This window comes from Streptomyces sp. NPDC058880, assembly GCF_042742535.1.
In the GTDB taxonomy this organism is placed as follows: Bacteria; Actinomycetota; Actinomycetes; order Streptomycetales; family Streptomycetaceae; genus Streptomyces.
This window is the reverse complement of sequence record NZ_JBHYMC010000003.1, coordinates 202,949-215,261: the sequence shown is the minus strand read 5'-3', so window position 1 is coordinate 215,261 and position 12,313 is coordinate 202,949. Positions and strand designations below refer to the sequence as shown.

Below are 12,313 nucleotides of genomic sequence, written 5' to 3'. Positions count from 1 at the left end.
CCCGAAAACACCGTTCCCACAAGCGCGTTCGCATCATGCACGCTCGATGATCACAGGTGAGCACTCACCGTCACCACCGACTACGGAACAGACCCAACGATTTACAGTCCCTTGATCAGCCCTATGACGGAATGGTCTCAGCTCGCCCATGCCTACGGCACTGCCGAAGATGTGCCGGGCCTCCTCAAAGCAGCCGGGCCCGACCCGGAGAGTCATGCGCGGCGGAGCGCTGCCGTTCTCACCAAGGGCTGCGCACCCTGACGCCGAGGGCCCGGACGCGGTCCTGGGCCTGCGGGTCGAGCTTCAGCAGCAGGTCCTCGCCGACGACTCCGGCGCGCTGCCAGATGGTGCAGAGGGTCTCCAGGCCCGCTGTGGCGACCTCCGGTTCTGCGTCGGCCGCGGTCTGCACCAGGGCTTCGACGACCGGCCTGCCCTGCAGTCCCGCCACAGCCCGTGCCATCCGGGCCCGCTGCTCCGCGGGGACGGCCGGGTCGGCGAGTGAGCGCAGCACGTCCGCCGTGTCGCGGGCGTCCTGGCAGGGCAGGACCCGCACCAGGTACACGAGCTGCGCGCCGAGCACGATCAGGTACTGCAGTGGCACGAGTAGGGCCACGGGCAGCAGGAGGACCAGGGGCAGGACGATCAGCCAGCCGCCGCGGATCCGCCAGGGACCGTCGGTCGGCGGCTCGAATCGCCGACCGGCCAGCGGGACGAGGATGCACATGGTCACGACCGTCAGGAGCGGCACCACGATCAGCCCCATTCCCAGCCCGGCACCGAAGGATGCCCAGAAGGGGTCGTCGCCCAGAACGGGCAGCGCGAGGGCCGCCGCCACCCAGCTGAGAGCTGCGGTCATGGCGTAGCGCTGTAGGCAGACCCACAGCCATCTTCCCGTACTCATATCAGCCTCCTCCTCTCACCAGCTCTTCGTACAGGTGTCATTGACCCACTTCCGGTGATCACCGCCCTTGTGGAAGACGCTGTGGCGGCGGCTCCGTCGGCCAGGGTGCCGAGCTTGCCCTCGGAGCCGCACACGAGGTCCTGGGAGGTGGCGCTGATCGGCGGGGCGCATGAGGGGGCCCAGCCTCGGGCGGGGAGGCTGGTCCGGTGGATGGGGGCGTGCGGAGCCCGCACGGGTTTCGGTCGGGGGCGGGTGCCGTGGGTGGGGTGGGGTGGGGTGGGGTGGGTCAGGCGAGGGTGAGGGGGAGGGCCGTCAGGCCGCGGGTCAGGCGGGTTCGGCGCCAGGTCAGGGATTCCTCGGGGAGGGTCAGGCGGGTGTTCGGGAAGCGGGTCACCAGGGTGCGGAGGGCGATGTCCGCCTCGGCCCGGGCCAGGGGGGCGCCCGGGCAGCGGTGGATGCCGTGGCCGAAGGAGAGGTGGCCGCCGGCGTCGCGGTCGAGGTCGAGGCGGTGCGGGTCGGGGAACGCCGCCGGGTCGCGGTTGGCGGCCCCGGGTGCGATGAGCACCGGGAAGCCCGCCGGGATGTCGATCCCGCCGACGCTCAGGTCCTCCGTGCTGTGACGGAAGGTGGCCACGCTCACCGGGGAGTCGAAGCGGAGCAGTTCGTCGAGGGCGGCGGGGATCAGGTCCGGGTTCCGGCGCAGGCGGTCGAACGCCTCCGGGTGCCGGAGCAGGGCCAGCACGGCGTTGCCGATGAAGTGGGTGGTGGTCTCGTGACCGGCGACCAGCAGGAGGGCGGCCAGGGAGACGGTCTCGTCCCGGTCGAGGCCGCCCTCGTCGCAGTCGCGCAGGAGGGAGTGGAGCGGGCCGTCGCCGGGGGCGGTGCGGGCCGTGTCGACGAGGTCGGTGAGGTAGTCGCCGATCCGGTGTGACGCGGCGTCGACGCGGTCGGTGTCGGTCGCGTCGAAGAGGGCGTGGGACCAGTCGGCGAGGGCGGTGCGGTCGGCCTCGGGTACGCCCAGGAGTTCGCAGACGACGGTGACCGGCAGGGGCACCGCCAGGTCCGCCACCAGGTCGATGTCCGCCCCCGGTCGCCACGCGGCCATGAGGCCGTCCACGACCCGGGTGATGAACGGGCGCAGTTCGCGGACGCGGCCGGTCGTGAACAGCCGCGTCGCCACCCGTCGTTGGTGGGTGTGCGCCGGGGGGTCGCTCGCCAGCATGGTGCGGGCGATCGCCGGGTGCAGGTCGCGGTTCGACGGGCGGTCGGCGAAGAAGCGGGCCGTGTCCTTGGACAGGCGGGGGTCGGCGAACGCCTCGCGGGCCTCGGAGTGGCCGGTGATCACGTACGCCTGGTGTCCGCCGGAGCCGGTGGGGATCCGCCGGACCGGGCAGCCTTCGCGCAGCCGGTCGTAGGTGGGGTAGGGGTCGGCGAAGAAGCGCGGGTCGCGCAGGGGGTCCCGGCGCGGCGCGGTCACGAGGCCGCGCCCGTGGGCTCGGGCGCCCGGTGCCGTGCGTGGGCGTCCGCCACGAGCAGCAGCCATGCGGTCTCCGCCTGGAGGTCGCCCTTGCGGGAGGCGGTGCCGGCGGCGGGCGGGGCCTCCTCACCCGCGGGAGTGGCTCCGGCGTGCTTCGCGGCGACGGCCGCGGCGATGACTGCCGCCTCCACCTCGGCGTCGCCCTCGGGGGTGCCGGCCGTGCCCCGGTGGGCGGCCTCGGCGGCCGCGGCGTCCCGTACCGACGCCTGACGGTACCGGCGCAGGGCCAGCACGCAGTCGTTGATCTCGATGACCCTGCGGTGGAGGTGGAAGTCGAGGTCGTGGGCGTCGGCCCCGGTGTTCTCCGGGTCGAGGACGACCTCGGGGACCGCCGAGGTGACCTCCCGCCACAGGGGTTCCAGCGCGGTGAACGAGTTCCGCTCCCAGCGGCGGCGGCGCAGCCGGCTGAGCGGCCACAGCAGGGCGGGGAGGGTGAGTCCGACGGTGATGAGGAGGACCGCGACGGCGGGCGCGGTCACGCTGAACGTGCAGCGGAAGGGGGTCAGCGGCGTCGAGCACCGGGCGTGGTCGGGAACGAGGCCCAGGCCGAGGCCGATGGAGACCAGGGCGAAGAGCTTGTACGCGGCGTAGACGAGGGCGAAGCCACAGCCGACCGAGGTCGTGCGCAGGCCCCAACGCTGACTGCGGCGCGTCGAGCGCTTGGACTGGGCCCAGGTCTGCAGCAGGAAGTCCTTGGCCGTGTAGCCCAGGTAGGAGATGTAGATGAGTACGTAGCAGGCGTACAACACCGGGTTTCGTCCGGTGAGTTGTTCAGCGACGAAGAAGGCGGTCATGCCGGCGACGGAGAGCGCGAGGGCGATGACGCGCAGGCGGATCTGCCGGTGGGCCCGCTCGCGGTCCAGATTGAGCTGGAAGAGGAAGGCGAGGACCGAGGTGGCCGCCGTCAGCGTGAAGGTGTTGCTGAGGAGTCGGGCGACGTGGGGGACCACCGATTCGACCGCGCGTTCCACGGCGGGGGCGTAAGAGGCGAAGGCGAGGGCGAACGAGGTCAGAAGCGCCGCCATCGCCCAGGTGCCCGTGGGGCGGTGTCCGCCGCGTCCTCGCACCCAGTAGGCGGCGAAGCACAGCAGCACGACGGACGTGCCCGTGAAGAGGATGTTGATCATTTCCGGTGGCGTTTCTTCCTGTGTGGCTCGGCGAACAGCGCGTCCCAGCTCTCGGCGCCGCTGGCGGGCCGGCTGGGCGGGCCCTCGCGACCCCGGTACATGAGTTGTCGGATGACGCTGGCCATGACCTCGGCCTCGCGTTCGTCCTCGCTGGTGTAGCTGGTCCGGCCGGACATGCGCTGGACGAGGGTGGGGTTGAACCCGATCGCGCGCAGGGTGTCCTGGTCCAGTTCCAGGCTGCCGGGGTGGTCGCAGATGATGTGGCTGATCTCGTGGGCGAGGATGTGGTTCTGGTGGAGGGGGGAGGTGGCCTCCTCGTAGAACAACAGGTCGGCGTCCGGGGTCTCCAGGCGGATGCCGCACGGGGCGTCCATGGCGCCCAAGGTGCTCAGGGGGCGCAGGATGATGGGGCGTCCGCGTTGTTCGGCCACGGCGTCGCGGAGGTCGCGGGTGCTGAAGCGGTGCGGGAGTCGGAGTGCCTCGATACGCGCCTCACACGTGACGCGAAGCTGCTCAAGGTCCATGTCCTCACTCTGGTGACGCCGGTCGGGGGTCGGTCGGCCGTTGGAGCCTCACCCTGGAAGCCCGGTACGCGCGCCCCATGCTGACATGTTCGCGGCTCCGCGGGACGGGCGGGGTCCTGATGGGGGTGTGCCGTGCGGCCCGGAATGCCGTCCTGTTCCGGGAAACGGCTGATGCCCCCCTGCCGATGATCGGCCACAGGGGGGTGTCGTGTCGTGTCGGGGTGCGATCGCGCGATCGCCGCCCGGAGCGCGGCTCAGTCGTCCAGGTTGAGGTCCTGTGCGCTGTCGTCGGTGGTGAGCCCTTCGAGCTTGCGGGCCTGTTCGATCACGGTGGACAGCATCTTCAGGCTGTCGACGCTCAGGCCGTTGGCGCGCAAGGCCACCTTGCGGACGTCCTGATCGCGCATGGCGGCGAGGAGGCCGATCTCCGCCTTGGTGCGTTCGGCCGCCGCGCTGTCGACGAAGTAGCCCGCCGGTACGCCGAAGAAGTCGGCCAGGGCCTTGATGGTGTGTCGCGTGGGGTTGCGCTTGGCGCCGGTCCGCAGTTGCTGGATGGCGCTGGCCGTCACCCCGCGCCCCTCTCCGGTCGCAGCCTTGCGGATTCCCTCGGCGACCTCCGCGTAGGTGTAGGGCCCCCGGGAAGGGGGGTGCACCTCGCGGAAGAGGTGGTCCAGGAGTTGGGCGAAGGTGGGCGACTGATCATCCTCCACGTGTACGACCTCCTTGGTGTGATGCCGAGTCTTTGCCCACCACAGTGTTTCTCGAAGCCCGTCGGGCCGGCCCCGGCAACACTTTGGTTGACGCCGGGCAGTCACTCTGGTGTACGTTACCAACGCCTCGTCGCCACTGAAGTGTCGAGGGGGCGGCGTCGGTCGGGTCGAGGTCGAGCTTCACGGGGGTGAGCTCGGCCGACGGCCCGGAGCGCCGCCGCCGCGCCCGCGGCTCGTGGCGACGCGGGGGAGGTACGGGCCCGACGCCGTTCCGTTCGCCGACCGCCGCGATCGGCCGGAGGCCGGGCCCGCCGGCACCTGGCCGGGTGCGTCGCCGGCCCGGGCCGGTGCGCGGGTGAGCCGGTCCGCGACCCGACGAGACGCACGACCGACGCGCACGACGCACGCAGGACGGCTGGCCGTGGTCCGGACGCGATCAGGACCGATGCGAATCGGCCAAGTACTCAAGTCCCCGCCGAACACGGTCGCCCCTCCAGGAGGATGGCGGGCAATGGACACGACTTCTCCGCCGGCGGAGTGCCTACCCGACGGGTACGGGCCCTTCGCGCATCTCACCGCTCCGAACGTGCTGCTCTACCGGGCGGTGATGGGGGCCTTCCTCCGCGCCAAGGAGCGGTTCGCCGTACACCTGCGGCCCGAGGACGTGTACGCGGGGCTGGCCGGCGAGAACCGGCCGACCGAGCTGGACACGGTGGTCAAGGCCCTCGACAGCCTGGTGGGCTGGGGGAACCTGCGGGCCGACCCGGACACCGGGCGGGTCACCGCCGTCGAGGACTTCTACCGCAAGCGGTTCATCTACCAGCTCACGCGGGCGGGCGAGGCGGCGGAGCAGGCCCTGTCCGCGTACGACGAGGCGCTCGGTCGGCGGGGCGCGCTGCAGGCCGTCGCGCTGCACGACATCGTGACCCAACTGCGCGCGCTGGTCGTGCTGGCGGCCGAGGAAGAGCCCGATCCGGCCAAGACGCATCTGGCGCTGGACGCCCTCGCGAGCCGTTTCGGCGCGCTCGCCGACAACGCGCGGGCCTTCATGGGCTCCCTCCAGCGGACCATCGACCTGCACGACGTGGGGGAGGAGGTCTTCCTCGCCTACAAGGACCAGCTCATCCGGTACCTGGAACGGTTCATCCAGGACCTGATCACCCTCGGCGGGCGCATCGCCCGGCTGATCCTGGAGCTGGAGGAGCGGGGGAGCATCGAACCGCTGCTGCGGGCCGCGGCCGCCCGTGAGGCCGCGGACGCCACCCCGCAGGACGCCGCCCACGCGGCGCAGGCCGCGTACGAGCGGTGGGCCGGCCGATGGGCAGGACTGGCGGCCTGGTTCCTCAGCCGGGACGGCCGGGAGTCGCAGGCCCGGCTGCTGCGCGGCCGGGCGCTGGGCGCGATCCCGCAACTGCTGGCCGTCGTACGGTCGCTGAACGAGCGGCGGGCGGGGCGATCGGACCGCTCCGCCGACTTCCGCACCCTCGCACGCTGGTTCGCCGAGGCACCCGACGACGACGCCCGGCACCGGCTGTGGCGCACCGCCTTCGGACTGTACCCGGCCCGGCACCTCACCGTGGACGCGGAGACGCTGGCCGCCCGCCGCGCCCGTCCGGAGCCCGCGGCCACCCCCTGGGCCGATGCCGCACCCCTGCGCATCAGCCCGCAGCTGCGCCGTACGGGAAGCTACGAGCGGCGCGGCAAACCGCGCAGGGTCGAGGACCGGCAGGAAGCACGCCGGCTGCTCGCCGAGACGGCCGCCAAGCAGGCCGCCGAGACGGCAGCCGCCCGGGCCCGCCTGGTCACCCGCGGCATCACCAGGCTGTCCGGACTCGGCGAGCTCGACCCCCTCAGCTTCCGGCTCTTCCTCCAACTCCTCGGCGACGCGCTCGCCACCTGGCGGCCCGGCATGACGTACACCGCGGCCACCAGCGGCGACGGCTCCATGGAGATCCGACTCACCGCACCGGCCGACGGGGCCGTGGCCGAGGTCCGCACACCGGACGGGACCTTCACGGGCCCGGACCACACCATCGAGATCGTCGACCTCACCGAGACACCAGGAAGGGGCGGAGCGCGATGACGACCCCGCTCGCGGAAGTACTCGACGGGCAGCACGCCGCAGAGCGCCGCAAGGCCGCCCGCGCCCTGCTGAAGCAGCCGCTGCTGCTCGCGCACGGCGCGTACGCCGACGAGTTCCGCCTGGTCCGCCGGCACGCCGGCGAGCTGCGCGAGTGGTTCGACCGCAACACCGGCTGGTCCCTCCAGGTCGATGCCGAGACGGCCCGGCTGGGCAGGATCCCCGGCGTGCCGGACGACGCCACGCACCCGGCCCGCGAGGTCAGTCGCAGCGCCGTCCCCTTCAGCCGCCGCCGGTACGTCCTGCTCTGCCTCGCCCTGGCCTCCCTCGAACGCGGTGAGGCGCAGATCGCACTGGGCCGCCTCGCGGACCAGATCGTGCTGGACGCGAAGGATCCCCGACTGGCCGCAGCGGGCATCGAGTTCACCCTGGACCGCCGTGACGAACGGCTCGACCTGGCCGCGGTCGTCCGGCTGCTGCTCCACCTCGGGGTCCTGCGGCGCGTCGCCGGGGAGGAGGACGCCTACGTCAGCGGAGCCGGCGACGTCCTGTACGACGTCGAGCGGCGCGTCCTGGCCGGTCTGCTCGCCACCCGTCGGGGACCTTCCACCGTCCGGGCCGAAACGCCGGAGGCCCGGCTCGCCGAACTCGCCGCCGAAACAGCCCTCGACAGCGACGAACTGCGCTTCCGTGCCATGCGCCGCTCGCTGACCCGGCGGCTGCTCGACGACCCCGTCGTCTACTACGACGAGCTGACGGACGCCGAGCTCGGATACCTCACGCGCCAGCGCGGCTTCCTCACCGCCCGCATCAACGAACTGACCGGTCTGGTCGCCGAAGTGCGGGCCGAAGGCATCGCCATGGTCGACCCCGAGGACGACCTCACCGACCTCCGGATGCCGGAATCAGGGACCCGCGGCCACGTCACCCTGCTGCTCGCGGAATATCTGACGGCGGTCGGAGGCCTGGTCGTCCCCATGGTCGACCTCGAACGCCGCGTGGTCGAACTGGCGGCGGAGCACGGCGGATTCTGGTCCAAGTCGGCCCGTGAACCGGGGGCCGAGGGCGACCTGGCCGAGCAGGCCGTCGCCCGGCTGGCCGCTCTCGGCCTGGTCGCCCGTACCGCTGACGGGGTCCTGCCGCGCCCGGCGCTCGCCCGCTACGCGGTCGGCGAGACCGTCGTGCTCGAACCCCGCACCGGTACCGGGCCCCGTAACCGCACCTCCGGTACCACGCAGGTGCCGGCGCAGCGAAAGGCGTACCTGCCGTGACGACCCGCCCAGAGCCCCCCGCCCCGGCGCGTCCCCGCTGGCAGCCCCTGCGGACGGGCCTCGTCGACCTCTTCCACTACGACGTGGAGGAGTTCCACTTCCGCGACGGCCGACTCCTGCTGCGCGGCAACAACGGCACCGGCAAGTCCAAGGTGCTGGCCCTGACCCTGCCCTTCCTCCTGGACGGGGACCTCAGCGCCCGCCGGGTGGAACCCGACGGGGACGCGGGCAAGCGGATGGAATGGAACCTCCTGCTCGGCGGTGAGCACCCGCACTCCGAACGCCTCGGCTACACCTGGGTGGAGTTCGGCCGCCGCGACGCGGCGAGCGGCGAGGAGCACTTCCGCACGCTCCTGTGCGGACTCAAGGCCGTCAGCGGGCGCGGGATCGCACGCCACTGGTGGGCCGTGACGGGGCAGCGGATCGACCACGGGCCGGCCGACGCGCGCGCGGACGGGTCACTGAGCCTGCTCGATGCCACCGGCACCGTGCTGTCCCGGGACCGGCTCATCGAAGCCGTCGCCGGCCGGGGCCGGGTCTACGACCAGGCCAAGGCCTACCGCCGCGCCGTCGACGAAGCGCTGTTCGGCCTCGGGGAGCAGCGCTACGCGGCCCTCGTGGACCTCCTCATCCAGCTGCGCCAGCCCCAGCTGTCCAAGCGCCCCAACGAGGCCGCCCTCTCCCGCGCCCTCACCGAAGCCCTGCCCCCGATGGACCAGGCCGTCATCGCGGACGTGGCCGAGGCCTTCCGCTCGCTGGACGAGGAGAAGGAGGAACTGCGTTCGGCCGGCGCGGCCGAACGCGCGGCCGCGGTGTTCCTCGACCACTACCGGCGCTACGCCCGCACGGCCGCCCGCCGCCGCGCACGCCTTCCGCGCAGCGAACACTCCAAGTACGAGCAACTCCTGCGCGCCCTCGCCGAGGCCCAGGCCGAGAAAGCCGGTGCGGAGCGGGACCGGGCCGCCGCGGAGGAACGCGTGGCCGCGCTCACCGAGACCCGGGCCAGGCTGGAGGCGGCCGACGCAGCCCTGCGTGAAGGCCCCGAGATGCGCAGCGCCCGCGAAGTGGACCGTGCGGCGAAGGCGGCGGAGCGGGCCGAGAACGACCGAACCCGCGCTCTCGACGACCAGGAGGAGGCATCGCATCGGCACACCAGGGCGCTCGGCCGCCTCGGTGCCGCCGAGAACAGGCTCAGGGCCGCCCGGGAGCTCTCCGAGGACATGCTGCTCCGGGCCCGGGAGACGGCTGCGGCGGCCCGGCTGGACCTTCCCACGGACACCGGGCAGGCCGTTGCCGGCCTGCGGGCTGCGGTGGCCGAAGCGACCGACCGCAGGTACCGCACGCTCACGCACCTGGAGGCGCTCGCCGACCGGGCCGAGGCGGCGGCGGCCGGGCGCCGCAGCGCCGTGCTCCGGCTCGACGAGACGGAGACCGGGCTGACCCAGGCCGCCGAGGCGCTGGGCGCCGCCCAGGACGCGGCGCGGGCCGCCGGACGGGCCCTGGTCGACGCCGTACGCGAGCACGCGCACCGGTGCGGAGAGCTGGTGTACGCCGATCCGGCCGGCCTCCTGGACGAGCTCCAGGAGTGGACCCGGCACCAGGACGGCCCCTACCCCGCGCGACGCCGTGCCGCCGAAGCACACCGCACCACCGCGGCGGCACTCGCCGACCAGACGGCGCGGGCGGCGCACCACCGGGCCGCTCTGGTCTCCCGGACCCGCGAAGCCGAACACGAACTCACCGCCCTGGAGTCCGGCGGCCGGCGCGGGCCGCAGGCCCCGCACACCAGGACCCCCGGCCTGCGGGACCAGCAGCCCGGTGCTCCGCTGTGGCGGCTCGTCGACTTCAGGGAGGAGGTCGCGGAGCAGGACCGCGCCGGGCTGGAGGCGGCCCTGGAGGCATCCGGGCTGCTGGACGCGTGGGTGTGCCCCGACGGGGCGGCCCTCGCCGCGGAAGGCCATGACGTGATCCTCGCCCCGGACTCCGGACCGGTCGCCGGGGCATCGCTCGCCGACGTACTGCGCCCGGCCGTGGACCGCGGCGACGCGCAGGCCGCGGCGGTCGGTGCGGAGGCGGTGGCCCGCCTGCTGGAGGCGATCGGGCTCGGCGGGGCCCGCGAGGACACGGCACCGGCCGGCGAAGGGGAGGCACCCGGCGCCGGCCCGACGGGCACCGCGGTCCCCCACGGCACCTGGGTCGCGCCGGACGGACGCCACCGCGTCGGCGTCCTCACCGGCCGGTGGGCCAAACCCGCTGCCGAGTACATCGGGGAGGGCGCGCGGGAAGCCGCGAGGCGGACCAGGATCGCCGCCCTGCACGCCGAACTCTCCCTCCTTCAGCGGCAGTCCGCCGCCGCCGACGCGCAGGCCCAGGTGCTTGCGGCCCGCCGGCACACCCTCGACACCGAGCTGGCGTCCGTGCCCGACGACGCACCTCTGATGCGGGCGCACGCCGACGCCGCGGCCGCCGCCGGCACCCTGCGCCGGGCCCGGGCCCGGCGTGACGGGCGGGCCGCCGAGGTGACGGCCGCTGCCGAGCGGGCCGAGTCGGCCGCCGCCGAACTGCGGGAGACCGCGGCCGATGTGGGGATGCCCCGGGAGCGGGCGGAGCTGGCCGCCGTACGGCAGGCCCTCGCCGGGCTCGACGTCGTCCTGGCCGGACTCTGGCCCGCCCTGCGCGAGCGGCACGAGGCGTCCCGGCAGGCGGACGACGAACGCGAAGAGGCGCTCCGGGCCGGGGAGCGGGCCGCCGAACTCGCCGTACGGGCGGAAGACGCCGCCCGCGAGGCGGCCGCCGCGGACGAACGGCTGGCCACCCTGCGGTCGACCGTGGGCGCCGCCGTCGCAGAGCTGGAGCGCCTGCTCGCCGAGACCGCGGACACCCTGCGCGGCTGTGCGGCCGACGAACAGCGCGCCCGGACCGCGCACACCGAGGCGGATCGGCGGGCCAGCCGGGCCGAGGGGAGCATCGAACAACTGGAGAAGGCCGTCACCGAGGCCGCCGCGACCCGTTCGGAGGCCGTCGCAGCGCTCCAGCGCTTCACCGGCACCGGCCTGATCGCCGTCGCGCTGCCCGACCTCGCCGTACCGGCCGCGGACGAGGGCCCGTGGGCGGCCACCCCGGCCATCGCCTTGGCCCGTGCCCTCGAATCGGAGCTGGCGACGACGGATGACTCGGACGGTGCGTGGGAACGGGTGCAGCGGCGTCTGGGCGAGGAGTTCAAGACCCTCCAGGACGCGCTGTCCCGGCACGGCAACACCGCTTCGGCCCGCATGGTCGAGGACGCCGTGATCGTGGAGATCGTCTACCAGGGCCGAGAGCGAGCCGTACCCGAACTCGCCGAGGCGCTGGCGGCCGAGGTCGCGGAACTCACCCGCATTCTCTCCGCACACGAGCGCGAGATCCTCGAAACCCACCTCATCACCGAGGTGGCCGGCACCCTCCAGGAGCTGATCGCAGCCGCCGAACGGCAGGTGCTGGCCATGAACGCGGAGTTGGAGGAAAGGCCCACCTCCACCGGAATGAAGCTGCGCCTGGTGTGGCGGCCTTCCCACAAGGCACCGGTGGGACTCGCCCAGGCCCGCGGCCGCCTGCTCCAGACCAACGACGCATGGACGGCCGAGGACCGGTCCGCGGTCGGCGAGTTCCTGCAGACGCAGATCGCCCGCCAGCAGACCGAGGACGCGGCGGGCAGCTGGCTGGAGCACCTCACCGCCGCCCTGGACTACCGTTCCTGGCACGAGTTCGCGGTCGAACGCCAACAGCACGGCCGCTGGGTGCCCGCCACGGGACCGGCGTCCGGAGGCGAACGTGTGCTGGCCGTGTCCGTTCCCCTGTTCGCCGCGGCCTCCTCGCACTACGCGAGCGCGGGCAGCCCGTACGCGCCGCGCCTGGTGACCCTGGACGAGGCGTTCGCGGGGGTGGACGACGATTCGCGGGCCAAGTGCCTTGGGCTCCTGCACGCCTTCGACCTGGATGTGGTCATGACCAGCGAACGGGAGTGGGCCTGCTACCCGCAGGTGCCGGGCATCGCCATCGCCCAGCTCGCGCGCGTCGACGAGGTGGCCGCCGTCCTGGTCACCCGCTGGGAGTGGGACGGTACGGCGCGCACACGCCGCGAGGACCCCGTGCGTCCCGCGCACCCGGAAGCCTTGTGGGTGTGA

General features: G+C 73.5%; 8 protein-coding genes. 3 read left to right on the top strand and 5 right to left on the bottom strand.

Features of this window, described 5'->3' with window-relative positions; genetic code table 11:
* Positions 1-238: 238 nt before the first annotated feature.
* The 5 genes from ACFW2G_RS03780 to ACFW2G_RS03760 form a co-directional block, all read right to left on the bottom strand.
* Positions 239-901, bottom strand: a complete 663-nt coding sequence (locus ACFW2G_RS03780) for a hypothetical protein (protein WP_384580249.1) — start codon at positions 899-901, stop codon at positions 239-241.
* A gap of 286 nt (positions 902-1,187) precedes the next feature.
* Positions 1,188-2,378, bottom strand: a complete 1,191-nt coding sequence (locus tag ACFW2G_RS03775; RefSeq protein WP_384580251.1) for a cytochrome P450 — start codon at positions 2,376-2,378, stop codon at positions 1,188-1,190.
* Positions 2,375-3,565: an MAB_1171c family putative transporter gene (locus tag ACFW2G_RS03770; RefSeq protein ID WP_384446714.1), complete on the bottom strand. Its 1,191-nt coding sequence runs from the start codon at positions 3,563-3,565 to the stop codon at positions 2,375-2,377. Before ACFW2G_RS03770 ends, ACFW2G_RS03775 begins: the two co-directional genes overlap by 4 nt.
* A complete protein-coding gene (locus ACFW2G_RS03765) occupies positions 3,562-4,089 on the bottom strand; it encodes a regulator component (protein WP_037915103.1) in 528 nt (175 codons plus the stop codon). The genes ACFW2G_RS03770 and ACFW2G_RS03765 overlap by 4 nt, the downstream gene beginning before the upstream one ends.
* Before the next feature lie 254 nt (positions 4,090-4,343).
* Positions 4,344-4,799, bottom strand: a complete 456-nt coding sequence (locus tag ACFW2G_RS03760) for a helix-turn-helix domain-containing protein (protein ID WP_037915106.1) — start codon at positions 4,797-4,799, stop codon at positions 4,344-4,346.
* 511 nt (positions 4,800-5,310) lie between these two features.
* Here ACFW2G_RS03760 and ACFW2G_RS03755 point away from each other — a divergent pair.
* From ACFW2G_RS03755 to ACFW2G_RS03745, 3 genes are read left to right on the top strand one after another with little or no spacing between them, the layout of a single operon-like run.
* Positions 5,311-6,882, top strand: coding sequence for a TIGR02677 family protein (locus tag ACFW2G_RS03755; protein ID WP_384446710.1), 1,572 nt, complete (start codon positions 5,311-5,313; stop codon positions 6,880-6,882).
* Positions 6,879-8,150, top strand: coding sequence for a TIGR02678 family protein (locus tag ACFW2G_RS03750; RefSeq protein WP_384446708.1), 1,272 nt, complete (start codon positions 6,879-6,881; stop codon positions 8,148-8,150). The genes ACFW2G_RS03755 and ACFW2G_RS03750 overlap by 4 nt, the downstream gene beginning before the upstream one ends.
* Positions 8,147-12,313 (top strand): TIGR02680 family protein, encoded by a 4,167-nt coding sequence (locus tag ACFW2G_RS03745; protein ID WP_384580254.1) that lies wholly within the window; start codon positions 8,147-8,149, stop codon positions 12,311-12,313. The genes ACFW2G_RS03750 and ACFW2G_RS03745 overlap by 4 nt, the downstream gene beginning before the upstream one ends.

Coding starts and splice junctions, on each gene's coding strand:
- ACFW2G_RS03770 (WP_384446714.1), bottom strand. CDS start 3,565: ATGATCAACATCCTCTTCACGGGCACGTCCGTCGTGCTGCTGTGCTTC.
- ACFW2G_RS03765 (WP_037915103.1), bottom strand. CDS start 4,089: ATGGACCTTGAGCAGCTTCGCGTCACGTGTGAGGCGCGTATCGAGGCA.
- ACFW2G_RS03780 (WP_384580249.1), bottom strand. CDS start 901: ATGAGTACGGGAAGATGGCTGTGGGTCTGCCTACAGCGCTACGCCATG.
- ACFW2G_RS03755 (WP_384446710.1), top strand. CDS start 5,311: ATGGACACGACTTCTCCGCCGGCGGAGTGCCTACCCGACGGGTACGGG.
- ACFW2G_RS03750 (WP_384446708.1), top strand. CDS start 6,879: ATGACGACCCCGCTCGCGGAAGTACTCGACGGGCAGCACGCCGCAGAG.